The sequence below is a fragment of the Rhodanobacter sp. B05 genome (assembly GCF_002001085.1).
GTDB lineage: Bacteria > Pseudomonadota > Gammaproteobacteria > Xanthomonadales > Rhodanobacteraceae > Rhodanobacter.
In genome coordinates, this window is the sequence record NZ_MUNU01000012.1 from 96,876 (window position 1) to 121,124 (window position 24,249).

Genomic DNA, 24,249 nt, shown 5'->3' on the forward strand with positions numbered 1-24,249 from the left:
TGACGACATGCTCACGATGACGGCCCGCGCACGGCCCAGGCATGCGCATGTCGCCGGCTGGCTGATGCTGCTGTCGCTGATGCTTCCCGGCGCCATCGTCATGGCTGCCACCCCCGTCGCAGCGGAGATCGACACCTCCCCGGGCAGGATCGTCGCACTGGTCGATGCCGGTCAGTTCCAGGCCGCCGAAACCGATATCGACGCGGCACTGAACGGGGCCGCCCTGTCTGCGGACAGGCGCAGGGCCTTGCAGTTTCAGCGCGAGCGCATGCGTCGCATCGATCTGGATTTCAGCCTCGACGCGGACCAGCTCAAGGCACGGGTGCGCGAACAGATCCCGGACCTGAGCGACGCCGAATTCGCGACCTGGGACGCGCACGGGCTGTTCGAGCACATGCTCATCGATGGCCACCTGCGTTACTTCAAGCGCGCGCCATCCAATCTGTTTCGGCTCAGCGCGGAAGCGGCGGCGCGGCGCAAGCTGCCCGCGCCATTCGACGACGCTCCGATGGAAACGCTCAACCAGCACCATCGCGATATCCGCGACGCGGCCCTGGCTACGCATCGCAGCAGCGTGCTGCCGCGGCGCGTGCGCATCACGCAATCGTTGACCGTCAATGCCGATTCGGTGCCAGCCGGGCAAACCGTGCGCGCCTGGATCCCCTATCCGCGTCCGTTGCCCGGCCAGCAGGAAGACATCCGCTATGTCGACAGCGAGCCGGCGCAGCACCTGATTGCGCCAGCGTCGACGATGCAGCGCACGGTGTATTTCGAAAAAATCGCACAGGCCGGGCAGCCGACGAAGTTCTCGGTGACCTACGAGCTGACCCTGTACGCGCAGTACCACGCCATCGACGCCGACAAGGTGGTGTCGGCAACCATCACCCCCGCGCTCGCGCCATACGTGGCCGAACGTTCGCCGCACGTGATGTTCAGCGAACCCATGCGCGTGTTCTCCCGCCAGATCGTCGGCGACGAGAGCAATCCGTATCGCATCGCGCAGAAGCTGTTTGCCGCGGTCGACCAGATACCGTGGGCCGGCGCGCGCGAATATTCGACCCTTTCCAACATCAGCGACTACACCCTGCACGCCGGCCATGGCGATTGCGGTGAGCAGACCCTGTTGCTGATCACCTTGTTGCGCATGAACGGCATACCGGCACGCTGGCAATCCGGGGCGATCTTCGCCGACGGCGGTTACAACGATATTCACGACTGGGGCGAGCTCTATCTGGCGCCCTACGGTTGGGTACCGATGGACGTCACCTTCGGGCAGTTGCATCCCGGCGCGCACGCGCAGAACGGCGACGCCGCGCTTCGGTGGTTCTACCTGGGTGGCCTGGACGCGTACCGGGTTGCCTTCAACAGCGATTATGCGCGGCAGTTCGCCCCGGCCAAGACGCATTTTCGCTCCGACACGGTCGACAACCAGCGCGGCGAGGTCGAGTGGCAGGGTGGCAACCTCTACTACAACCAGTGGAGTTACGACTTCGCCGCAAACGTGCTGCCGCAACAGCCCGCAGACGCAGGCCGCCACACTCGCTGATGCCAACTGGCCACCTCGCCACGCAACGACATCCACCCATCACCGCCGAACCCGACGCCCGCACGGCCCCAATGAACAACTCGATCACCTGCCGGACGACCGCGGAGAACACGGTCGACGGCAACCAACGATTCGATGGCGTTGACTTGAACGCGCTGGCGCGCGACGTCGGCACGCCGAGCCATGTCTATTCGGCAACCGCCGTGCGCCAGCGCATCAGCGAGCTGCAAGCCGCCTTGCGCGGACTCGATGCCGAGATCTGTTTTGCCGTCAAGGCAAACAGCAATCTGGCGGTCCTGCAATTGATGAACGAAGCCGGCGTCGGCGCGGACATCGTGTCCATTGGCGAAATGCAGCGCAGCCTGAAAGCCGGGATTCCGGCGACCCGCATCGTGTTTTCCGGCGTGGGCAAGAGCGAAGACGAAATCGCGGCAGCCTTGCTGGCCGGCGTGTCCCGCTTCAATGTGGAATCGCACGACGAATTTCAGACGCTGCAGCGGGTCGCCTGCGCGCAACAGCGGATCGCGAACGCCGCCGTACGCATCAACCCGGATGTCGACGCGCAGACGCATGCCAAGATTTCCACCGGCAAGTCGGAAAACAAGTTCGGCGTCAGCATCGACGAAGCACGACGTTGGTTCGCCGGGAGCGCAAGGCATTCGCACGTCCGGCTGGATGGCCTGCACGTGCACATCGGGTCGCAGATCCTGTCGCTGGAACCCTATCGCCTGGCACTGGATCGGGTTGCCGGCTTCTGGCGCGAACTGGTGCAGGCCGGACATCCGGTCAACAGCATCGACGTTGGTGGCGGCCTCGGCGTGTGCTATCACGCCGGCACCGATCGCCCGATGACGGCGACCGACTATGTCGACGTGATCCGCGCCGCCCTGGCCGGCTATCACGGCAAGTTGCTGCTGGAGCCGGGACGCTGGCTGGTCGCCGAGGCGGGCCTGCTGCTGACTCGCGTCATTCGCGTCAAGCACGGTGCGAGCCGCAACTTTCTGGTGCTGGATGCGGCCATGAACGACTTGGCGCGGCCGAGTCTGTACGACGCCTGGCACGACATCGTGCCGGTGCACGGCGATCCCGGGCGGCCGGTGACGACGTACGACATCGTCGGCCCGGTGTGCGAAACCGGCGACACCTTTGCGCGTGCTCGCGAGCTGCCCGAATGTGCGGCGGGCGAGCTGCTGATGATCAGGGCCACCGGGGCGTACGGCGCCTCGATGGCGTCCACCTACAACTCGCGGCCACTGGCCGCCGAAGTCCTGCTCGACCGCGGCCGCTACGCCATCGTGCGACGGCGCCAGACCTTCGAGGACATGATCGCCGGCGAGCAGCCGGCGCAGAACTGGCAGACCCCATGAACAAGATGGCGAAATTCGGCCTGTTGGCCCTGGCATGGATTGGCTGCACCACCGCCGCGCAGGCGACCGCACCGAAAACAGGGCCGGACGCCGACTACGACCGCCTGGTCGATGCGGTGGTGGCACGCTACCACCTGCCCGGCATCGCCGTGGGCGTGATCGAGAATGGCCAAGTCACCTACATGCGCGGTGTCGGCGAGCTGGCCGACACCGGCCGGCCGATCAATCCGGACACGCTGTTCAAGATCGCTTCCAACAGCAAGGCGATGACGGCCACCGTGCTGGCGAGGCTGGTGCAGCAGGGCAAGCTGCGCTGGGACGATCCGGTGCGCAAGTATTTGCCGGGTTTTGCCATGTACGACCCGTGGGTCACGCGCAACATGCAGGTCGGCGACCTGCTGGTGCATCACAGCGGCCTGCCCGAGGGCGGTGGCGACCTGATGCTGTGGCCGCAGCCGAATCAGTTCACCCCGCAGGACATCATCGCCGGCCTGAAATACATCAAGCCGGCCTACAGCTTCCGCGCCGGCTACGCCTACGACAACCTGCTGTATGTAGTCGCCGGCGAAGTCGCTGCCGCAGCGGGGGGCGCACCCTATGCGCAATTGCTGCGACGCGAAGTATTCGATCCACTCGGGATGACACGCTGCCAGATCGGCACCTGGAACCGCGACGCGGTAGGCAACGTGGCCCAGCCGCACGGCCGCCGCGACGGTCGCAACGTGGTCATCGACGCCGACGACGCGATCATCCACCCCACCACGATGGATGCCGCCGGTGGCATTCGCTGCAGCCTGCACGACATGCTGACCTGGGCACGCAACTGGCTGGCGCCGACGCCGCAGCAATTGCGGTGGCTGACCCCCGCGCAGCGGCAGCAGGAATGGACGCCGTACACGCCGATGCCGATTTCCGCGCGCCGCCGCGCCTGGGACGGCACCCGTTTCTATGCCTACGGGTACGGCTGGCGCATCGCGGATGTCGACGGCGAACTGACCGTGTCGCATACCGGCACGCTGTCGGGCATGTACTCGGCCATGACCTTGCTGCCTGATCGCGACAGCGGCTTCGTCTTTCTCATCAACGCCGAGGCCGAAGACGCGCGCACGGTGTTGAACGAGGTGCTGCTGAAGCACTTCACCGCGCCGGGCAAGGCGCGCAGCGTGGCCAGCTACGCCGACGAACTGGCGCGCGATGCACAGGCGCGCCACGCCTCACGTGTGCCGGACACCTCATCGCGCAAGCCCGCAAGCGCGGCCGATCTCGCTGCGGACCTGGGCGTGTGGCGCGACCCATGGTTCGGCGAAGTGTCCCTATGCGCCCGCGATCACGCCGTGCGATTCGCTTCCGCCAGGTCACCGATGCTGACCGGCAAGGTGATGCGCGTGGGCGATCGCTACCTGGTGCACTGGAACCACGGCGACGCCGAGGCGTGGTTGCGCTTTCCGGCAGCGGTCGATGGCGTCCTGCACATGGCCAAGGTCGACCCGGACGCGGACTTCAGTTACGACTACGAGGATCTCGCGTTCAAACACATCGCTGACTGCCCCTGAACCTGCGCGCCGCTTTCGCGCCGAGTTGGAGAGACCCATGAAACATCATCACTTCGCCTTTCTGCTCTCGTTGCTTGCTCCGATCGCCTGCCTGTCGATCGCGTCCCGCGTGCACGCCAGCACGCAGCCAACGCTTTCGCCGGCAACCACTGCGGCCCAGGCCGATCTGGTCGAGATTCGCAGCCTGGTTCCGGACATGGCCGAGGACATCAAGTATGCCGGCAGCGACAACTTCGTCGGCCGACCGGTCGACGGCTACCGCGCCGCCAGGTGCTACCTGCTGCGGCCCGTCGCCGAGGCGCTGGCGCGTGTCGAACACGATCTGCGCCGCCAGCACCAGCGCCTGAAGCTGTTCGACTGTTACCGTCCGGCGCGCGCCGTTGCCGATTTCGTGCGCTGGGCGCACGACCTGTCCGACCAGCGGACCAAGGCCGCGCACTATCCGCTGATCGACAAGAGTCAACTGCTGGGCACCTATATCGCCTCGGTCTCCGGCCACAGCCGCGGCGCCACCACCGACCTCACCCTGATGCAATGCAATGCACGGGGCGGCCACTGCCGACCGCTGGACATGGGTACGCACTTCGATTACTTCGGCACGCTGGCACATACCGATGCGACAGAGGCCACGGCGACCCAGCATGCCAACCGGCAGCGACTGCGCGCGGCGATGCAGCGCGAGGGCTTCGTCAACTATTCCATGGAATGGTGGCACTACACGCTGGAGCCCGAGCCCACGCCGCACACCATCTACGACGTGCCGGTCGAGTAGCCGATACCAAACACAAGCCGGAGGAACCGTGACATGCAAATCAAGCCGATCTTGCTGCTGGCCATGCTGTCGATTGCCTGCGCGCAGGCGCACGCCGACGACACGAAGGCGGCGCAAGTCGACGCGATCATGCACGAGTACGCCGGCGACGTGCCAGGCGCCTCCCTGCTGATCCTCAAGGACGGCAAGCCCGTGCTCAGCCGCGGCTACGGCATGGCCAACCTGGAAGATCATGTCGCCGCCACGCCGGTCACGGACTATCGCCTGGCCTCGGTGACCAAGCAATTCATCGCCGCGGCGATCCTGCTGTTGCGCCAGGACGGCAAGCTGCACCTGCACGATTCGGTGCGCCAGTGGTTGCCGTCGCTGCCCGCCAGCGACGCCGGCGTCCGCATCGAAAACCTGCTCGACCACACGGGCGGCCTCACCGATTACGAAGACCTGATCCCCACCGACTTCAAGGGCCAGGTTAGCGACGCCGACGTACTGCGCTGGCTGTCGGCCGATAGCGGGCATTACTTCCCACCGGGCCAGGGCTATCGATACAGCAACAGCGGCTATGTGCTGCTCGGACTGATCGTCGAACGCGCCTCGCACATGACCCTGCCGACCTTCCTCAAGCAGCGTATCTTCGACCCGCTGGGCATGACGCACACGCTGCTGTACGAACACCACCGCGGCCCGCAGGTGCCGCATCGCGCCTACGGCTACAGCGAGGAGAACGGCAAGTGGACGCGCACCGACCAGGACGCGACGAGCGCCACCCGGGGCGATGGCGGCATCTATTCGTGCATCGAGGACATGGCGAAGTGGGACGCCGCGCTGTACGACGACCGCCTGCTCAGCGCCGCCTCGCGCAAGCTGGCCTTCACCCCGCATGTGAAGGTCACCGGCGAGCCCTATGAGGCGTACTACGGATTCGGCTGGCGCATCAGCGGCGACACCATCTGGCATTCGGGCGAGAGCATCGGCTTCCGCAACGTGATCGTGCGCTGGCCGAAACAGCACTTCACGATCGTCCTGCTCAGCAACCGCAATGCGCCCGAGCCCTACCGCACGGCGCTGGCGATCGCCAGGATCTACCAGCCGTGACGAAGCAGGGAGATGCCCACATGCGTGAACCGTTCCGCCGCCGCGGCTTGCTGCTCCGCACGGCCGCAACGTTTCTGGTCGCGCTGCTCGCCGCCTGCGCCCATGCGCCCGCGCGCAACCCGCTGGCGACCTGGGTACCGTCGAAGAACCACGATATCCGGCGACCGGTACTGATCGTGCTGCATTACACCGAGCAACATTCGGTGCAGCAGAGCCTGGATACCTTGCGCAGCGCGAACAGCGGCGGCCCGGTCAGCGCGCACTATCTCATCGGCGCAGATGGCCATGTCTACCAGCTGGTTGCCGACCAGCTGCGCGCATGGCACGCCGGCCCGGGACGCTGGGGCACGATCACCGACGTCAACTCCGCCTCCATCGGCATCGAACTGGACAACGATGGCGCCACGCCATTCGCGCAAGCGCAGATCGACAGCCTGCTGCGCCTGCTCACCGACCTCACCGGACGCCTGCAGATCCCGCGCACGCAGATCATCGGCCACCAGGATCTCGCGCCCACGCGCAGGGATGATCCGGGCCCGCTGTTTCCATGGGCGCAACTGGCCGCCGCGGGGTTCGGGCGCTGGCCGCAAGGCACCCTGGTCGATCCGCCCGCGGAATTCGACCCGTGGATGGCAATGGCCGTGCTCGGCTACCCGCTGCAGGATCGCGCCGCCGCGGTGCGCGCATTCCACAACCATTTCCGCGGCATCGGCGGCGAGACGCTCGATGCGCAGGATCTGCGCATCCTGTACAACCTGGTGCAGCAGATCGAGGTGGAAGGTGGCGGCGATTGAGGGTCCGCCGGGCTGGTCTACACCTGCAATCGATCCGCTGGCCGCGCCACCAGCGCATACAGCGCCGGCATCAGGAACATGCCGATCAGCAGTCGCGACAGCATGCCGGCCACGATCACCAGCGCGAACGGGCGTTGCGAATCGGTGCCGACACCGCTGGCGATCGCGGCCGGCAACAGGCCCAGCGCGGCCACCAGCGCCGTCATCGTGATCGGGCGCAGGCGCAGCACCGCGGCCTCGTGCACCGCCTTGCCGATCTCCATGCCGCCCAGCCGCAGCTCGTTGACGCAGGAGATGTAGACCACGCCGGTCAGCACCGAGACGCCGAACAGCACGATGAAGCCGATGCCGGACGATACCGAGAACGGCGTGCCGGTGAGCCACATCGCCACGATCGCGCCAACGGGTGCGGACAGCAGCACGCCGATCACGGTGATGAACGGGAACTTGAAGTTGCCGTAGAGCACGAACAGCAGGCCGAAGATCAGCAGCAGGGTGAGCGGCAGGATCACGTTCATCTGCGCGCGCGAGGCGGTGTACTCCTTGTACTCGCCGCCCCACTCCAGCCGATAGCCGTGCGGCAGTTTCACGTCGCGGGCGACCTGCCCGATCGCATCGTTGACGGCACCGGCGAGGTCGCGTCCGGTCACCGAGAACTGCACGCCGATGTAGCGTGAACCGTTCTCGCGGTAAATGAAGGAGGCGCCGTTGGCGACGCTGATGTCGGCCAGCTCCTTCAGCGGAATCTGCTGGCCGCCCGGCGTGGCTACCGGAATCTCGCCGATCTGCTGCGGGTTGTCGCGATACTGCGGCTCAAGGCGCACCAGCAGGTCGAACTGCTTCTCGCCCTGCGCCACTTCGGTGGCCACGTCGCCGCCGATCGCCGCCTCGATCAGCTTGTTGATGTCGTCGACGTTGATCCCGTAGCGGGCGATCTTCGCGCGATCGATCTTGATCGCCAGATTCGGCTGGCCGAGTTCGTGCACCAGGGTCACGTCGGTGATGCCCCGCACCTTCTCCATCACCTGCTTGATCGCCTTGCCCTTGTCCTGCAGCGTGTGCAGGTCGGGCCCGTAGATCTTGACCGCCAGCGAACTCTTCAGGCCGGTCTCGGCCTCGTCCACGGCGTCCTCGGCGGGCTGCGTGTAGTTGAACTGGATGCCGGGAAATACCTCCAGCTTCTTGTTGATGGCGTCGATCAGGTCCTGCTTGCTGCGGTATTCGCCGCCCCACTGCGAGTACGGCTTGAGGCCGACGAAGAATTCGTCATTGAAGAAACCGGTGGAGTCGGTGCCATCGTCCGGTCGCCCCAATTCCGAGGTGACCGTGGTGACGACGGGGAACGAGCGCAGGATCTCGCGTATCTGCGGCGAGATCTTCGATGCCTCCTTGAAGGAAATGGTGTACGGCATGGTCGCGCGCACCCACAGCGAGCCTTCGTCCAGGTGCGGCATGAACTCGGCGCCGATGCCGCGCATCATCAGCAGCGCCAGCGCCAGCAGCAACGCCGACGCCGCGGCCACCCCCCACGCACGCGGCTGCAGGCGTTCAAGCGACCGCACATACCATGACTTGAACTTCTCGTAGATCGCGTTGCGCCGTTCGCGCACGCCGCGACGCATGAACAGCGCGCACAGCACCGGCAGCAAGGTCAGCGTGACGAGCAGCGAGCCGACCAGGGCGAAAATCATGGTGTCGGCCATCGGCTTGAACAGCGTGCCGGAAGGCCCGTTGAGCACGTAGATCGGCAGGAAACTGGCCACGATAACCGCCACCGCGTAGACCAGTGGCCGGTCGACTTCCGACGCGGCGCTCTGGATGACCTCGCGGATGTTGAACTCGGATCCTTGCCGCGCGGCCAGCTCGCGGAAGATGTTCTCGACCATGAAGATCGCGCCGTCGACCAGGATGCCGAAATCCACCGCGCCGATCGACAGCAGGTTGGCCGAGGCATTCTTGAGATCCAGGCACACGAAGGCGAACAGCAGGGCCAGCGGGATCGTCACGGCGACGATCAGGCCCGCGCGCACGTCGTACAGGAAGAAGATCAGCACCCCGATCACCAACACCATGCCCAGCAGCAGGTTGTGCATCACCACGCCCTTGGTCTGCTGGATCAGGTCGGTGAGGTCGTAGAACGGGTGGACCTTCACGTCCCGGGGCAGGATCTCGCTGTTGAGCTCGCGGGTCTTCGCCTCGACCTGCTGCAACACGTTCTCGGTCTTCGACCCGGTCAGCGCCAGGATCACGCCTTCGACGGCATCGTCCTGGTTCATGTAGCCGAACTCGCCCAGCCGCGGCGCGATGCCGATCTGCACCGTGCCGACGTTCTTCACCAGGATCGGCGTGCCGTCGTGCACCGCCAGCACCACATTGCCGATGTCCTGCTCGGTTTCGAGCCGGCCCAGCCCGCGCACGTAGAAGAACTGCCCGCCCTGCGAGTAGAAGCCGCCGCCGGCATTGCTGTTGTTGGCGGCCAGTGCCGATTCCACCTGCGCCACCGAAAGCCCCAGCGCGGCGATCTTCACCGGGTCGAGCAACACCTGGTACTGCATGGTGCCGCCACCGAAGCCGGAATCGTCGGCCACGCCGGGCACCGAGCGGTACTGCGGCGCGACGATCCAGTCGTCCAGCGTCTTCAGTTCCATCGGCGAGCGATCGGTGCTCTGCAGCACGTAGCGATACACCAGTCCGGAAGGCGGCGACATCGGCGACATCGAAGGCGCCACGCCATTAGGCAGGGTGATGGCGGGTATCCGGTTGTAGACGCGCTGGCGCGCAAAATACGGATCGGTACCGTCGGCGAAGGTCAGGGTGACGTCGGACAGGCCGTAGAGCGAAATGGAGCGCTTGGTGACCAGCCCGGGAATCGCATTCAGGCCCAGCTCCACCGGCACCGTGATCAGCCGTTCCACCTCTTCCGCCGAATGCCCCGGCCATTGCGTGACGATGTCCACCATCGGCGGCGACAGGTTCGGATACGCATCCATCGGCAGCACGTTGTAGGCCCATACGCCGGCCGCGGCCAGCCCCAGCGCCAGCAGCACCACCAGCAGGCGTTGCTGCAGCGCGAAGGCGACAATGCGGTTGATCAGCGACGTCGAACGCGGCGACGTCTCCTCGGCTGGCGTCTGCTCGCTCATTGGGTCTGGATGAAGTGCAGGAAGATCGCGCCGTCCACCACCACCTTGTCGCCGGCGTGGAGCCCTTCGGGAATCAGGAAGCGATCGCCGACGCGCTCGCCAAGCGTCACCGTGCGCTGTGCATAGCCGCCGTCGGTCGCCGCCACGTACACGAACGGCAGGTTCTCGTCATTGCGCAGGACTGCCGACACCGGCACCAGCAATCCCGTTCGCGCCTCGCTCGACTGGATGCGCACGCGCACATACATCTGCCGCTTCAGCGCGCCATCGGGATTGTCGACCAGCACGCGCGCGTCGACCGCACGCGTATCGGGATCGACCACGGCGCCGACATTGGTGACCTTGCCATGGATCCCCGTGCTATCCGTACCGATGTCGACCAGGGCATCGTCCCCGTTCTTCACCGTGTCCAGCTCATCGCCGAACAACTGCGCCATGACCCACATCTGCGAGGTATCCGCGATGGTGAAGCATGGCGTCGTACCCGCCGCCAGCAGCTGGCCGGGCGCAATCGACTTCTCGACCACGGTGCCGGCGATCGGTGCGCGGATCACGCCCTGGCCGTGCGCCACCGGTTTGCCTTCGCGGATCGCGGCGATGGTCTGCTGATCGACATGCAAGGCCAGCAACGCCTGCAGTGCGGCGTCGCGGTCGGCGTCCGCACCGATCGCATCGGATTGTGCCTGCGCATGCTCGCGCTCGGAGATCGCCTGGTGCGCGAACAGGTCGCGATCCGTGGCCGCCACCTGGTCGGCGGCATGCGCTGCGGCGAGCGCCTTGCGATAGGCGCCGGCGGCCGCCGCGAAGTCGGGGGAATTCACCCGCGCCAACGGCTGGCCCTGCCTGACCTTCTCGCCCTGGCTCACCAGTACTTGGGTGACCGGGCCGGAGAACGGCGCCAGTACCTGGGTCGCGCGGTCGTGGTCGAAATCCACCACGCCGCTGGTTTCGATGCCACGGTGGAAGCTGCTGCGCGCGATGGCGAGCAGGTGGATATGCTCGCGCTGGGCCGAAGTCAGCGTCACGTTCTGCGGCGTGTCGGCGGCGGTCGTGGCCTGCGGCTCGGCCTTCGACGAGCAGGCAGCCATGGACATCAATACCGCCAGGGCAAACACCGGCAACAGTGCGGCAGAGATCCGCCGCGTCGACCGCGCCATGGAAGGAAGTTCACTTTTCATCGCTATCCCGAGTGGCAGCGGCGTGGTTTGGAGTGGACAAGGTGGCGGTCCCGCCGTCGGTCGTGGTGTCATGCCACCAGCCACCGCCGAGTGCCTGGAACAGTGCCGCCGTATCGGCGTAGCGGCTCGCCTGCGCCTGCACCAGCGCGATGCGAGCCTGCCCATAAGCCTGTTCCGCGCTCAGCAGCGACAGATAGCTGGCGTAACCGTCGTGGTACTGGCGCTGAGACAGATCCAGCGTGAGCTTGGCCGCATCGGCGGCACGGGCCGCGGCCTGCAGGCCTTCGGCATCATGCTGCAGGGCGGCCAGCGTATCGGCCACGTTCTGGAACGCGGTCAGCACCGTGCCGCGATATTGCTCGGCCGCCTCCACATAGGCCGCCTTGGCCGCGCGCTCCTGATGCAGCAGGCTGCCACCATGGAAAATCGGCGCAGCGATATCGGCGCCGATGCCCCAGAAGCCCGTACCGGCCTTGAACACCTGGCCTATCGCCACCGCGGTGCTGCCGGCATTTGCGCTGAGGGAGATATTTGGCAACCGATTCGCGATGGCCACGCCGATATTGGCGCTGGCCGCGTGCATGTTCGCCTCGGCCTGGCGCACGTCCGGACGCTGCGCCACCAGTCTGGACGGCAGGCTCAGCGGCAGGTGTTGCGGCAGGTGCAGACTGGCCAGGTCGAAAGCCTGCTCGGGTGCCTGGCTCGGCAGGCGCCCAGCCAGCACGGCCAGCAAGTCGTTTTGCCGATCCATCTGGGTCAGCAGCGGCGGCAGCGTCGCCTGGAGCTGGGCCAGCTGTGACTCCTGCGCAGCCAGATCGAGACGGCCGGCGTACCCCTTGTCCAGCTGGTAGCGCAGGATCTTCACCATCTTCGTGTTGATCGCGATCAGCTCACGAGTCGCCTCGATCTGCGCACGCAATGAAGCCTGCTGTACGGCCGCAGCCACCACGTTGGTACTCAACGTGATGCGGGCGGCGATCATCTGAAACCGCACGGACTGTTCCTGCGCCTTCAGCGATTCCACCGTGCGTCGGTTGAGGCCGAACACGTCCGGTGCATACGAGATGCTGAGCTGCGGAGTGAAGAAGCTGTACAGATACTCCTGGGGTACGACCGGATAGTTCGGCCCGGGCGCGACCTGCTGCGACTGCATCTGGCGGCTGGCCGAGAACCCCCCGTCGACGGCCGGATAATTGGCGCCGCGCTGCGCCCGAGTATTTTCATGCGCCACCGCCAGCGCCGCCTGCGCGGCCTTCAGATCGGGGTTGTGCGCCAGCGACTGCCGGATCAGCGCGTTGAGCGCGGGCGAATGGAACAGCGTCCACCACTCGGCGGGAATATCGCCGCCACGAGCGAATTGCTGGGATTCCCCACCCGCGATATCCGGCGTAGCCGCCGTACTCGTTGCCGGTTGCGCGGTGTAATCGCTGACGTCGGGAGCGGCGGGGCGCTTGAAGTCCGGGCCGACTGCACAACCGGTCAGCAGCAGCGCCAGCAGCGCGGGCAAATACCGCCAGAGCGCAAGCCACGACACGCCTGATCGCGAAATATCTTCGCGTATCCCATCCCTTGCGCCCGCAGACCCCGCAACCTCATCGATCCTCGGTTGGTTCATGCAAGCGTGTCTTCAGGATCGGAGGAAAGGGACTGCGAAGCTCGTAACGATATAATATATCATCGTACGGCAAAAGCCCTGCCGGAAGTCATGCCCGGCCACCATCGAGGCGACGCGCCTGCCGGCAAGCCGCCCGAAACCGTTACAACCCCTTCGCCGCCTGCGCCACCGCGCGGAACAGCGCGCGACCCTTGCTCATGGTCTCCTCCCACTCGGCGGCGGGATCGGAGTCGTAGACGATGCCTGCGCCGGCCTGCACATGCAGGCGGCCGTTCTGGATCACCGCAGTGCGGATCGCGATGGCGGTGTCGGCGTCGCCCCACCAGCCGATCCAGCCGATCGCACCGGCGTAGATGTTGCGCTTGTACGGCTCCAGCTCCTGGATGATCTCCAGCGCACGGATCTTCGGCGCGCCGCTGAGCGTGCCGGCCGGGAATGTGGCCTTGAGCACATCCATGTAACTCAGACCCGGGCGCGGCGTGCCCTGCACCTGCGACACGATGTGCATCACATGCGAATAGCGTTCGATCGCGAAAGAGTCGCTGACCTCGACCGTGCCGGTCTCGCTGATCCGGCCGATGTCGTTGCGACCGAGGTCGATCAGCATCACATGCTCGGCGCGCTCCTTCGGATCGGCCAGCAGTTCGGCTTCCAGTGCCTTATCCTCTTCCTCGGTGGCACCGCGTTTGCGCGTGCCGGCGAGCGGACGCACCACCACCTTGCCATCCATCAGCCGCGCCAGGATCTCCGGCGAGGAACCCACGATCTGCGTTTCGCCCAGGTCGACGAAATACATGTACGGCGACGGGTTCAGCGCACGCAGCGCACGGTACACGTCGACCGGCCGCGCATTGAAACCCACGCTGAGCCGCTGCGACGGCACCACCTGGAAGATGTCGCCGGCGCGGATGTATTCCTTCGCGCGCTCGACCATCGCCTCGAACTCCTCGCGGGTGAACGAGGATTTGAAATCGCCCTCGTCCAGCGCGACCGATTGCGTGAGCTGCGGATACGAGGCGCCACCCTGGCGCAGTCGGTAGACCAGTGCATCCAGCCGGCGCTGCGCGGCGGCATAGGCCTGCGGCTGCGCAGGATCGGCATGCACGATCAGGTACAGCCGGCCCTTGAGGTTGTCGAACACCGCCACTTCCTCGGCCAGCATCAGCAGCACATCGGGCGTGCCCAGCTCGTCCGCGCGATCCCACTGCGCCAGCCGCGGCTCGATGTAGCCGATCGTCTCGAACCCGAAGTAGCCGACCAGGCCGCCGCTGAACGCGGGCAGTTGCGGCAAGCGCGGCACGTCGTACTGCTGGCGCAGCTTCTCGATCTCGGCCAGCGGATCGTCGAGATGGCGCCGCTCGACGACTTCTCCCGCATCTTCCACTTCAAGTTCGTGCCCGCGCAGGCGGTACACCCGCTTCGCCGGCAGGCCGATGATGGAATAGCGTCCCCAGGTGGCGCCGCCCTCGACTGATTCGAACAGGAAGGTGTACGGGCCGTCGGCCAGCTTCAGGTACACCGACAGCGGCGTGTCGAGGTCGGAAAACACCTCGCGCACCAGCGGGATGCGCGTATGCCCCTGGGCGACCAGCGCGTCGAATTCGTCTCGGGAGATCACGTGGGCGTTCCGGATGGCCGAACGGAAAGCCGTCATTGTAGGCGATGCGTGAGCCGGCCACGCGACGCGCGCTTGATACGCCAACGGGGGCGGTCTAACCTCGGCGGACAGGCAACAGGGGACAACTTGGTGAATCAGTACTGCGTCGTATTGTGCGGCCTGCAGGCCGGGGCGACTGACGACGCTTCCGCGTGGCGGCCGGTGGCGGCCGCACTGAAACTCGATCAGGACGATTTCGCGCGACGCGTGGTCGCCGCATTGCCGCGGGTCGTGCGGCGCGAGCTGGACCAAACCACCGCCGAGCGCGTCGCGCAGCTGCTGCAGGCCATGCACGTCGATGCGCGCGCCCTGCCCGACGACCGGCAACTGGCTTACATCGACCGCGCCGGAACGACGCGCGGACCGCTGCCACAATCCTCGCTGGACGAGTTCATCCAGCCGGGCGAATCGTACCGGTTGCGTGGCGACACGACGTGGTCGCCGTGGCCGGTGCCGGTCGACCACGCGGCAACGGCCACGGCAACCATCGACCATGAAAACATCGACGAAACGACACCGTCGTCGACGCCGGACGACGGGGACATCAACGACACGCCGGCACGGTCACCCACGGACTCCGCCCATGGCGACGGCGGATCCGTTCCGGATGAACTGTCCGACGATGCCTACGGTGAACCGCCACACGCCACGAGCACCTCATGGTCCCCCGATACGTGGAACGACCTCGACGACACCGCCGCGGAACCGCTCGCGGCCGCCACCCGCGACGAAGCAAGCCACGCGACGCCGCCACCCGTGCCTGCGCCCGCGCCGCCCGACGATCCGGAAACCGCGGCACCCACCGTGGACAGCGGAGAAGCCGGGCATGACGGCTCCCTCATCGATCCGCCGCAAGAAACCCCCGCGTCCGACGATCCGGAATCCTTTGCTCCGATGGCGCCCGAGGCCGTTGAAGCCGGAACACCTGCGCCCTCGCGTGCGGGTCGTCTTGTCGTGCTGCTGGTGCTCGCGGGGCTGGCAGCATGGGCGTACTTCCACTGGACCGCAGGCACGCATGTGAGCGGACCGCCCGCAGTACCGGCAGCCATCCGGCCGTCGAAGAGCAGCAGCGGACAGCCAGCGACACCGACGCCTTCCGCCTCGGCCGCGAAGGCGGCATCGACCACCCATCCGGCGGCCGCGGCGTCGGCAGTTGCGACCCCGGCGTCCACCACCGCAACCCCGCCAGCAACGGCATCGTTGCCGGCGCCGGCCACCACCAACGCGGAAACCGCGGTCGCGACATCTTCGTCCAGCCCAGCACCAGCTGCCGCCGGCACCAGCACGACCGTGCCTGCCCTGCCATCTCCTGCCACAACGACATCGAGCGCGCGGCCAGCAACGCCAACGCACTGAGCGGGTGGTTGGAAAGAGCATCCCTGCATGGCCCGGATACATCGGGCCACGCACATGCCACGCCTGGCTGCGCTTGTCCGGCAGCCACCAGCGCACTAATCTCGCTGCCGGGGGATCGGAACAGAGTCCGGGGATACGGTTGCTTTTGACGGCTTGCAGTTCGCCGGAAATCTGGCCGGACTGGCATGCGCGAGGCAGTTTTCCAACCAACATCCTGCAGACGAAGCGCCTCCATGACGATCACGCGGATGCCGGCTTCGGGGCCGACGCCGCGTGGTACATCGAGTGACCCACAGGGAGTTCGACGTGAGCAACAGCGAGCAGATATGGATCGGCCAGAATGGTGAAAAATACGGCCCGTACAGCGAAGCAAATGTCCGCCAGTGGCTGAGGGAGGGCAAGCTCGCCGCGGATGCGCTGGGCTGGCGCCAGGGCATGGCCGGTTGGATCCCGCTGGCCGAATTGTTTGCTGACGAGGCAACCGCTGACGGGGCGATGCCGCCACCGCTGGCGAGCGCGCAGGTACCGCCGCCGGGAGCCGGCGCGAGGGCGTCAACGTGGCCTGAATCGTTTTCCGCAAGACGGGACGAATCCCCTGGTGCTGCGTCGGCCGACCGCGCCGTCATGCCCACGCCACCGTCACTGCACTGGGGATTGGTGTGGCTGTTCACCGCGCTCACGCTTGGCATTTTCGGCCTGGTGTGGCCGTTCATCCAGGCCAACTGGGTGCGCAAGATCGATCGGCAAAGCCATGCCACCCTGCTGCTTGGCCTGGCCACAACCTGCTTCGTCATCGGCTATCCGCTGTATTTCGCTGGTCTCGCGTCCATGCCTCACGGCAATACCGGCCTGGTCGGCTTCGCCGCACTCCTGCTGCTCGCGTGCTGGGTGCTCTATCTCGTGGCCTATTTCTCGATGGCCGGCTCGATGCGCGACAAACTCGCCAGCCGGGCACTGCCGCTGGACATTGGCGGTGTCACGTTGTTCTTCTTCACCATGTACTACCTGCAGGCCCAGCTGAGCTGGCTGGAGCGCTGGAAGCGCACGGGCCAGACCACGCCACGCGCCTCCAAGGGCGTGTTCTGGGCGATCTTCTGCATCGTGCCGTTCGTGATCGCGATCCTCGCCGCCATCAGCATCCCCGCCTATCAGGACTACCTGATCCGTTCGCAGGTTGCCGAAGGCGCCGTGCTGGCCGACGGCGCCAGGACGGCGGTGGCGGAGTACTACGCGAACCGGCACGCCCTGCCCGCCGACAATGCCGCCGGAGGCCTGGCCCAGAGCAGCTCGATCACCGGCAGGTATGTCTCCAGCGTGCAGGTGTCCGATGGCACGATCACGGTGAGTTTCGGCACGCTCCAGGCGAACCGGGTCATCCGCAACGACGTGCTGGTGCTGAGCCCTTCACCGGACAGCAGCGGGCAGCTCCGCTGGCGTTGCGGCGGCATGGAAACCACGGTGCCCCAGCGATACCTGCCGACTTCCTGCCGCGAGCCCTGATCGGAGCAGGCATGGATGCACGTGCGCGTGCGTCCATGCCGAATCAGGAACCCGAGGAGTCAACCGCCCAGCCGCTGCCGCGGCATGCCGCGCAGGCGCAGCGAGAACGCCACGCCACTGCCATCATCTAGGTTGCGTGCGCTGGCGATACCACCATGCCGCTCGGCGACCAGCCGCACCACATACAGGCCCAGGCCCAGATGTGGCGCATCGCCGGGCGTGGCCTTGTCGCGCAGGCTGACCAGGGAATCGAACAGCCGACCCTGCATGGCCGCCGGCAGCATCGGGCCCTGATTCGCCAGTTCGATCTCGGCGCCATCCGCCGTGGCGCTCAGGCTCAGTCGCAACCAGCCGTCGGGTGGCGTGAATGACAAGGCGTTGTCCAGCAGTTTGTCCAGCGCCTGCGCGATAAGCTCGGGCGCGCCGTGCAGCGGCAACGGCGATTCCGGCAGCCGGCACTCGAGCCGGCGCGTGCCGATCAGGGGCCGATAGCCGTCGGCGCAACCGCGCACCACGTCGCGCAAATCGACATCCTCCGGCTCGGCCGTCTCGATCGAGCGCTCCATCCGGCTGGATTCGCTCATCGCGCGAACCAGCGCGCCCAGCCGCGCCACGCCATCGCGGGCACGCGCCAGGTAAGGCCCGGCCTGGTCCGGTAGCGCCGCATGGTCCTGCAGGGCATGTTCGAGGTTGTCCAGCGACGACTTGACGATCGCCAGCGGCGTGTTGAGTTCGTGCGACAGCTTCGAGGCCAGGGTGCGCAGGTAATCGGTATAGCCGCCGACCACGACGAACAGCTTTTCGAAGCTGCGTGCGAGGTCGCCGATCTCGTCCGGCGTATCCGTCATCGGGAAGCGGCCCGGCCCCAATTGGCCGTCCAGACGTCCATCGTTTAGCTGGGCGCGCTCGGCCGCGTTGCGCAGCCGCGCCAGTCGCAGGCTGAGCCGGGTCGCGAATGCCAGCAGGATGCCGCCGGCCACCAGCAGCACGCCGAAGCTGGTCAGCAACAACCCGAACAGGGCGCGATTGGCCAGCAAGGGTACCGTGCGGCTGGCCTGCTCCAGCAGCAGCATTCCCTCGACCTTGCCGGATTGTTCGATCGGCACCGTGGCAGCCAGCACCACGCTGCCGCGTTCCTCGCCATGGCGCCACACGGTGACGGCCTTGCCGGCGCGCGCCTGCCTGACTTCGGCCGTATCCAGCTGCGGCACGTCCTGCGACCACAGCTCGGCGTCCTCCAGTCGGGTGGCCAGCAGCGAGCGATACACCAGCGAGGCGAACCAGCCCGGCTGGCCATCGGCACCGGGCGCACTGTCGAGCCTGCCGCTGCGCGCCAGCAACCAGCCCGACGGCGACAACACGCGCGCCTGCACCCGATCGGGCACGAGCTGGGCCAGTTCGCTCGACAGCGCGGCGGAATAACGGCTGAGCGGGCGCGTGTCCGATGCCATGCGGTCGCCATCGGCGTTCGCGTCGTACGCACCCACGCCCAGCGTGAGCAAATCCATCTGGCGCGGCAGGCGCAGTTCGACCTGGTAACCGCTGCCGTCCTCCTGCCAACGCGCGGTGAGCTGATCCGGCAGGCCGGCCAGCGCCGGATCGAGCGGCAGCGCGGTCAACGGTCCCGGCGCCGCGCTGGCCAGCAGGTAACGCCGCTGGCCGGCGGCATTGCCGAGGGTGAGGATCAGGTGATCGGCCAGCAGGGCGTTCGGATCCTCCGCGTCGGCGCGTGTGCGACGCGCATCGGCCACCCGTGCATACAGATAGAGACCATCGTCATCCTCGGCCAGCAGCAACTGGCCGCGCCGTGCGAACGGCTGGCTCCACGGCGTCAGCGGCGCCCAGTCGTCGCCATAGCCATCCACCGTGATCGGTCCCGGCGCCGACTGCACATACCAGCTCGGACCAGCGGCCGGCGGCACCGCATGAGTCACCACCAGGCTGCGCGCCACCACCTGCGCCGAAGCCTGCAACGCCTGCGCCTGGCCGTCGCGCAGCAAGGCCTCCATCTGCCGCACATCGAACCAGCCCGCCACCGGCAGCGCCAGCGTGCACAGCGCCACCAGCAGCAGTTTCCGGCGCAGGGTCATGCCACAACCACCGACTGCCGAGCGCCGGGATCAGCCGGCATGCGCGGATGCCGGCAGGTAGCGCTGGTAGTGCGTCGCCACCACGACCTGCATGAATGCATCGAGCAGGGCGCGCCGCGACGGGTCGTCGTGATCGAAACTCATCGACCAGCTCAGTCGGATGCCGCTGGCCTGGCCCGGGTCGCAGAACACGACCACGTCGTCGACATGGTCCGTACCCTCATACACCGTGGCCGCGCATGGCATGTCGCGAGGGTGCACGGCAATCCCCGTCACCCGCGCCGCCGGGTCGGCCTGCAGGAAATGCGTGCGGTCCGCCTGGACCTCCGCGTCCAGCGTGGCCAGCTTGCGCGGCCACACGTTGAGCACCATCACGCGTTGTGGCTTGCCGCTCCATTCGCCCTGGTACAACACCGCATCGACCCCGATCGCCTGCGCATACGTGCAGCAGTCGCGCGTCCAGCCCGCCGGTGTCGTGACGGCAATCGCCCACGCCGGTGCGGCGCCATCGCGAGCACCATGCGCCAGCACGCTGTCCGGTGACGAGGCTTGAGCGAGGGTCGCGACCGCAAGCAGTACCAGGCTCAGGATCACACGCTGCATCACGGCTTCCACCGGTAACCCACGCCGTGCACGGTCTCGATCGCGTCGAATTCGGGCGCCACCACGATGAATTTCTTGCGGATGCGCTTGATGTGCGAGGTGATGGTGGCGTCGTCGACAACCAGTTCCGCTTCGCGCATCAGCTGGTCGCGGTTCTTCACGTGGCCGGGAAAACGGATCAGCGTGTGCACCATCCAGAACTCGGTGACGGTGAGCGGCACTTCCTCGCCGTTCCAGCTGATCCGCATGCGCTCGGATTCCAGTTTCAGCGGACCGTGCTCGATCACCGTCTCGCTGGACGCCGGCGCCTTCAGCGACTCGATCCGGCGGAACAGCGCCGCGATGCGCGCGGCCAGCTGGTGCAGGCTGGTGTCCTTGCTGAGGTAGTCGTCGGCACCCAGGCGCAGGCCGGAGATCACGTCGAAATCCGAATCGCGCGCGGTGAGGAAGATCAGCGGCAGCGTGGACGATTTCGCGCGCAGCTCGCGGCACAGGTCGAACCCGCCCTCGGGTTCGTCGCCGAGGCCGATGTCGATGATCACCAGCTCCGGCAACTTCATCGCGAAGGCGCTGGAGGCCGCCTGGCGCGAGCCATAGCCGCGGGCGTCATAGCCGAAACGGTTCAGCGCCTCGACGTAGTTGGCGCGGATCAATGGTTCGTCTTCGACGATGGCAATGCTGCGGCCCATGGCGTGCTCCCTGATGGATGATCGCAGCGTGCTATGCGCGCCGCGCCGGCGCAAGTCGTCCAGCGCAACTGCCAGCGTTTCGCCACATGCCAGCGGCAAATCGCCCGGGTTGCGCCGTGCCTTGCGCCGCAACCGGCGGTTTGATGTGACCGAAGGTTCGCCACCGCGAGGACAGCCATGAAGACCGACACCAGCCAGCACGATCCGTATGCCGAATTGCGCAGCTTCGAGCCACTGCGCGTCAGCCTGGCGCTGGGCGCCCTGCTGCTTGGCCTGCTGCTCGGCATCCACTGAGGCGATCGTCATGTCTCGGCCCATCCATGATCCATCGAGCTTCAACCCGTTTGCCGTGGAAGGCGTCCGCACGCCCGGCGCGAAGGGAATCGCGCCGGGCGCGGGCCAGGACGAGCCCGACCCGGACTGGCAGCCGCTGTAATCCCCCGTTCCGTCCGACATGGTGGTTCCTTTCCCCTCGCTTGCGAGGGGATTTTTTTGGCCGTCGCGCGGGCCGCCCGCGTTTCGCCACGAATGCGCCGCGTCGCGACGCCGGCGCGCCGCTGTCCCGGCCGCTGCGCGTGCGGCAATGCCGTCGTGCCACCGGCACTCAACAGAGGGAATCACCATGCACACATCACCCCGATTCATGTCCGCGCTGTGCCACCTGCTGGTGCTTGGCGGGTTGCTGTTCGGCCTGGCCGCGCACGCCACCGCGCCCGGCAGCGGCGAGCTGCGCCTGCACGACCGCGGCGGTCACGGCCACAGTCTGGCCAGCCTCGATACCGACGTCGATTACCGCATCAGCGGGTTGGTCGCCGAGGTGCAGGTGCGCCAGCAATTCCGCAACGCCGGCAAGGACTGGCTGGAAGGCGACTATCTGCTGCCGCTGCCGCCCGGCGCGGCGGTGTATTCGATGTCGCTGGACATCGGCGAGCGCCGCATCGTGGCCGGGATCCAGCGCAAGGAGGCGGCGCAGAAGGTGTTCGCGCAGGCGCGCGCCGACGGCCGGCAGGCGGCGCTGGTGGAGGCCGACAACGGCAACCTGTTCCGCACCGCGGTGACCAATGTGGCGCCCGGCGCGACGGTGACGATCGAGCTGCATTACTGGCAGCGCATCGACTACCGCGCCGGCGAATTCTCGCTGCACTTTCCGCTCACCTTCACCCCGCGCTACCACATGCGTGAGGGCGCGCAGCCGGGCGATGCCGGCATCACCACGGCGCAGGTGTTCGCCGACGACGATGCGCGGGCGCCGTTGCGCACGCATATCGCGGTGCAACTGGATGCCGGCGTGGCGCTGGCGGCGGTGGACAGCCCCAGCCACGCGATCGTCAGCACGCAGCATGGAAAGCGCTGGGAGATCCGCCTGCGCGATGCCAGCGTGCTGCCCGATCGCGACTTCGTGTTGCGCTGGCAGCCGAAGCCGCAGGCCCAACCCAACGTGGCCAGCTTCAGCGAGGACATCGACGGCGCGCACTACGCGATGCTGATGCTGCTGCCGCCGCAGCAACAGGCGCAGCGCCTGCCGCGCGAACTGATCCTGATCATCGACACTTCCGGCTCGATGGGCGGCGAATCGATCCGCCAGGCACGTGCGGCGCTGGACCTCGCGCTGGGCCAGTTGCAACCCGGCGATCGTTTCAACGTGGCGGAATTCAACTCCATCCTCAACCCGTGGCGCCCCGAGGCGGTCGCCGCCACGCCCGCGGCAGTGCAGCAGGCACAGGCCTGGGTCGACCAGTTGCAGGCGCGCGGCGGTACCGAGATGGCGCCGGCGCTGAGTTTTGCGCTGGCCGGTCATGCGCCGCCCGGATACGTGCGCCAGGTGCTGTTCGCCACCGATGGCGCGGTCGACGATCCGAACGGGTTGATGCAGCTGATCGATCAGCAATTGGGCGACTCGCGGCTGTTCCCGATCGGCATCGGCAGCGCGCCCAACGCCGATTTCCTGCAGGCCGCGGCGCGCCACGGCCGCGGCAGCGAAACCCTGATCGCCGATCGCGCCGTGCTCGATGCGAAGATGCATGAGCTGCTGCAGAAACTCGATCATCCAGCCATGCGCGAGTTGCATGTGGACTGGCCCGCGGGCACGCAAGCCTACCCGCGCCAGCTGCCCGATCTCTACCTGGGCGAACCGCTGCTGGTCACCGCGAAACTGGCGCAGCCGATCTCCCGGGTGCAAGTACATGGTCAGCTGCCCGACCGGGCCTGGACGGTGCCGGCCGATCTGTCCGCGTCCACCGCCGCCCAGGGACTGGATCGGTTGTGGGCCCAGGCGCGCATTGCCGACCTGATGGACCAGGTGGCCCGCGGTGGCGAATCGGCGGCGCTGGTCAAGGAGGTCACCGATACCGCGCTGGCCGCACACCTGGTCAGCCGCTACACCAGCCTGGTGGCCGTCGATCGCACGCCGGCGCGCGCGGCCGACGCCACGCTCAGACACGAGCAGATCCCCAACGTGATGCCCTCCGGCACCCACTTCGCGCAGACCGCCACCCCGGCCGAGCTGGAATTGTGGCTGGCCCTGTGCGCACTGCTGCTGGCGGTGATCGCGTGGTTGATGCAACGGGTGCGGCGATGAAACGGCAACGGGGTTGGCGCTGGTTGATGTTCGGGGCGCTGATGCTGGCCGCCGGGCTGGGCCTCGATGGTGTCTGGATCCACGCCAAGGCGGCGCTGGCGCAGCTGCTGCTGGCGCGCGCATGGGCACGCTCCGATCACGGACGCGAAACCCGACGACCGTGGCCATGGGCCGACATCGCGCCGGTGGCCCGGCTCAGCGTGCCGCGACTGCATCGGGACCTGATCGTGCTCGATGGCGACAACGGCCAGGCACTGGCGTTCGGGCCCGGCTGGACATCGGGCAGCGCCGCGCCGGGCAGCCACGGGCTGAGCGTGATCAGCGCGCATCGCGACACCCAGTTCCGCTTTCTGCAGATGCTGTGGCCGGGCGACCGGTTGCACCTGGAGGGTCCGCACGGCGGCAGCGATTACCGGGTCATCGGCCACCGCATTCTCGACAGCCGGCACGAACGCATCCCCGCCGCCAACAGCATGGACGGCCTGTGGCTGGTCACCTGCTATCCATTCGATGCGATCGTCCCCGGCGGCCCGCTGCGCTATGTGGTTCAGGCAAGTCGCATGAACCTGAACAAGGCCACCAGCGGATCATTGCCGGAGTCGGGAACCATTGCCGATCGACCCGGTCAGAACCTGTGATTGGCCCCCGTTCCTCTTTGCCGTGGAACATGCCGATGCGATCGTTGACCCTCCCTCTGCAACGATCGCATCGGCGCA

The 24,249-nt window shown here is 66.9% G+C and carries 18 protein-coding genes; 11 read left to right on the forward strand and 7 right to left on the reverse strand.

All coding sequences use genetic code 11. The annotated features are described in order from the left end of the window. Window positions 1–100 precede the first annotated feature (100 nt). The 6 genes from B0E47_RS05865 (at window position 101) to B0E47_RS05890 (ending at window position 7,124) form a co-directional block, all read left to right on the forward strand. The gene (locus B0E47_RS05865) at window positions 101–1,546 is read left to right on the forward strand and encodes a transglutaminase domain-containing protein (RefSeq protein WP_139351368.1); all 1,446 of its coding nucleotides are present in this window, start codon (window positions 101–103) and stop codon (window positions 1,544–1,546) included. Between the two features lie 71 nt (window positions 1,547–1,617). Continuing rightward, entirely contained in the window at window positions 1,618–2,913 is a 1,296-nt protein-coding gene (lysA, locus tag B0E47_RS05870) for a diaminopimelate decarboxylase (protein WP_077513079.1), read from the forward strand. Further along, the gene (locus B0E47_RS05875) at window positions 2,910–4,466 is read left to right on the forward strand and encodes a serine hydrolase domain-containing protein (RefSeq protein ID WP_343124525.1); all 1,557 of its coding nucleotides are present in this window, start codon (window positions 2,910–2,912) and stop codon (window positions 4,464–4,466) included. Before lysA ends, B0E47_RS05875 begins: the two co-directional genes overlap by 4 nt. Before the next feature lie 37 nt (window positions 4,467–4,503). Further along, window positions 4,504–5,238 (forward strand): M15 family metallopeptidase, encoded by a 735-nt coding sequence (locus B0E47_RS05880; protein ID WP_077513080.1) that lies wholly within the window; start codon window positions 4,504–4,506, stop codon window positions 5,236–5,238. A 33-nt stretch (window positions 5,239–5,271) separates the two neighbouring features. Next, window positions 5,272–6,330: a serine hydrolase domain-containing protein gene (locus B0E47_RS05885; protein WP_077513081.1), complete on the forward strand. Its 1,059-nt coding sequence runs from the start codon at window positions 5,272–5,274 to the stop codon at window positions 6,328–6,330. Between the two features lie 20 nt (window positions 6,331–6,350). Further along, window positions 6,351–7,124 (forward strand): N-acetylmuramoyl-L-alanine amidase, encoded by a 774-nt coding sequence (locus tag B0E47_RS05890; RefSeq protein WP_077513082.1) that lies wholly within the window; start codon window positions 6,351–6,353, stop codon window positions 7,122–7,124. 17 nt (window positions 7,125–7,141) lie between these two features. Here the strand turns inward: B0E47_RS05890 and B0E47_RS05895 are convergent, their stop codons facing one another. The 4 genes from B0E47_RS05895 to trpE all read right to left on the reverse strand — a co-directional run bounded on the left by B0E47_RS05895 (window position 7,142) and on the right by trpE (window position 14,678). Further along, window positions 7,142–10,267: a CusA/CzcA family heavy metal efflux RND transporter gene (locus B0E47_RS05895; protein WP_077513083.1), complete on the reverse strand. Its 3,126-nt coding sequence runs from the start codon at window positions 10,265–10,267 to the stop codon at window positions 7,142–7,144. Next, window positions 10,264–11,424 carry an efflux RND transporter periplasmic adaptor subunit gene (locus B0E47_RS05900; RefSeq protein ID WP_139351357.1) on the reverse strand — a complete coding sequence of 387 codons (1,161 nt, stop codon included), beginning with the start codon at window positions 11,422–11,424 and terminating at the stop codon, window positions 10,264–10,266. Before B0E47_RS05900 ends, B0E47_RS05895 begins: the two co-directional genes overlap by 4 nt. 10 nt (window positions 11,425–11,434) lie before the next feature. Then, complete coding sequence (locus B0E47_RS05905) at window positions 11,435–12,979, reverse strand: efflux transporter outer membrane subunit (protein WP_254422831.1); 1,545 nt, start codon at window positions 12,977–12,979, stop codon at window positions 11,435–11,437. A gap of 223 nt (window positions 12,980–13,202) precedes the next feature. Next, complete coding sequence (gene trpE / locus B0E47_RS05910; RefSeq protein WP_077513177.1) at window positions 13,203–14,678, reverse strand: anthranilate synthase component I; 1,476 nt, start codon at window positions 14,676–14,678, stop codon at window positions 13,203–13,205. On the opposite strand from trpE, the gene B0E47_RS05915 reads away from it, so the two are divergent. Next, window positions 14,634–16,073 carry a hypothetical protein gene (locus B0E47_RS05915; RefSeq protein ID WP_139351358.1) on the forward strand — a complete coding sequence of 480 codons (1,440 nt, stop codon included), beginning with the start codon at window positions 14,634–14,636 and terminating at the stop codon, window positions 16,071–16,073. The two genes, trpE and B0E47_RS05915, sit on opposite strands and share 45 nt — an antisense overlap. Before the next feature lie 306 nt (window positions 16,074–16,379). After that, window positions 16,380–17,573, forward strand: a complete 1,194-nt coding sequence (locus B0E47_RS17370) for a pilin (protein WP_168171015.1) — start codon at window positions 16,380–16,382, stop codon at window positions 17,571–17,573. 59 nt (window positions 17,574–17,632) lie between these two features. Here the strand turns inward: B0E47_RS17370 and B0E47_RS05925 are convergent, their stop codons facing one another. From B0E47_RS05925 to pdsR, 3 genes are read right to left on the reverse strand one after another with little or no spacing between them, the layout of a single operon-like run. Further along, window positions 17,633–19,663 (reverse strand): ATP-binding protein, encoded by a 2,031-nt coding sequence (locus B0E47_RS05925; protein WP_077513088.1) that lies wholly within the window; start codon window positions 19,661–19,663, stop codon window positions 17,633–17,635. A gap of 30 nt (window positions 19,664–19,693) precedes the next feature. Continuing rightward, window positions 19,694–20,266 (reverse strand): hypothetical protein, encoded by a 573-nt coding sequence (locus B0E47_RS05930; protein ID WP_174566959.1) that lies wholly within the window; start codon window positions 20,264–20,266, stop codon window positions 19,694–19,696. Continuing rightward, window positions 20,266–20,955 (reverse strand): proteobacterial dedicated sortase system response regulator, encoded by a 690-nt coding sequence (gene pdsR, locus B0E47_RS05935; protein ID WP_077513178.1) that lies wholly within the window; start codon window positions 20,953–20,955, stop codon window positions 20,266–20,268. The genes B0E47_RS05930 and pdsR overlap by 1 nt, the downstream gene beginning before the upstream one ends. A 304-nt stretch (window positions 20,956–21,259) precedes the next feature. On the opposite strand from pdsR, the gene B0E47_RS17335 reads away from it, so the two are divergent. The 3 genes from B0E47_RS17335 (at window position 21,260) to B0E47_RS05945 (ending at window position 24,171) form a co-directional block, all read left to right on the forward strand. Beyond that, the gene (locus B0E47_RS17335; RefSeq protein WP_256363534.1) at window positions 21,260–21,391 is read left to right on the forward strand and encodes a hypothetical protein; all 132 of its coding nucleotides are present in this window, start codon (window positions 21,260–21,262) and stop codon (window positions 21,389–21,391) included. Window positions 21,392–21,577: 186 nt separating this feature from the next. After that, window positions 21,578–23,533 carry a marine proteobacterial sortase target protein gene (locus B0E47_RS05940; protein ID WP_168171016.1) on the forward strand — a complete coding sequence of 652 codons (1,956 nt, stop codon included), beginning with the start codon at window positions 21,578–21,580 and terminating at the stop codon, window positions 23,531–23,533. Next, the gene (locus tag B0E47_RS05945; protein ID WP_077513090.1) at window positions 23,530–24,171 is read left to right on the forward strand and encodes a class GN sortase; all 642 of its coding nucleotides are present in this window, start codon (window positions 23,530–23,532) and stop codon (window positions 24,169–24,171) included. Before B0E47_RS05940 ends, B0E47_RS05945 begins: the two co-directional genes overlap by 4 nt. Window positions 24,172–24,249: the final 78 nt, after the last annotated feature.

Bases quoted from the DNA above. Each gene is read 5' to 3' on its own strand.
- B0E47_RS05865 (WP_139351368.1), top strand. From the start codon at position 101: ATGGCTGCCACCCCCGTCGCAGCGGAGATCGACACCTCCCCGGGCAGG.
- lysA (WP_077513079.1), top strand. From the start codon at position 1,618: ATGAACAACTCGATCACCTGCCGGACGACCGCGGAGAACACGGTCGAC.
- B0E47_RS05875 (WP_343124525.1), top strand. From the start codon at position 2,910: ATGAACAAGATGGCGAAATTCGGCCTGTTGGCCCTGGCATGGATTGGC.
- B0E47_RS05880 (WP_077513080.1), top strand. From the start codon at position 4,504: ATGAAACATCATCACTTCGCCTTTCTGCTCTCGTTGCTTGCTCCGATC.
- B0E47_RS05885 (WP_077513081.1), top strand. From the start codon at position 5,272: ATGCAAATCAAGCCGATCTTGCTGCTGGCCATGCTGTCGATTGCCTGC.
- B0E47_RS05890 (WP_077513082.1), top strand. From the start codon at position 6,351: ATGCGTGAACCGTTCCGCCGCCGCGGCTTGCTGCTCCGCACGGCCGCA.
- B0E47_RS05895 (WP_077513083.1), bottom strand. From the start codon at position 10,267: ATGAGCGAGCAGACGCCAGCCGAGGAGACGTCGCCGCGTTCGACGTCG.
- B0E47_RS05900 (WP_139351357.1), bottom strand. From the start codon at position 11,424: ATGGCGCGGTCGACGCGGCGGATCTCTGCCGCACTGTTGCCGGTGTTT.
- B0E47_RS05915 (WP_139351358.1), top strand. From the start codon at position 14,634: ATGCCCCTGGGCGACCAGCGCGTCGAATTCGTCTCGGGAGATCACGTG.
- B0E47_RS05925 (WP_077513088.1), bottom strand. From the start codon at position 19,663: ATGACCCTGCGCCGGAAACTGCTGCTGGTGGCGCTGTGCACGCTGGCG.
- B0E47_RS05930 (WP_174566959.1), bottom strand. From the start codon at position 20,266: ATGCAGCGTGTGATCCTGAGCCTGGTACTGCTTGCGGTCGCGACCCTC.
- pdsR (WP_077513178.1), bottom strand. From the start codon at position 20,955: ATGGGCCGCAGCATTGCCATCGTCGAAGACGAACCATTGATCCGCGCC.
- B0E47_RS17335 (WP_256363534.1), top strand. From the start codon at position 21,260: ATGTCTCGGCCCATCCATGATCCATCGAGCTTCAACCCGTTTGCCGTG.
- B0E47_RS05940 (WP_168171016.1), top strand. From the start codon at position 21,578: ATGCACACATCACCCCGATTCATGTCCGCGCTGTGCCACCTGCTGGTG.
- B0E47_RS05945 (WP_077513090.1), top strand. From the start codon at position 23,530: ATGAAACGGCAACGGGGTTGGCGCTGGTTGATGTTCGGGGCGCTGATG.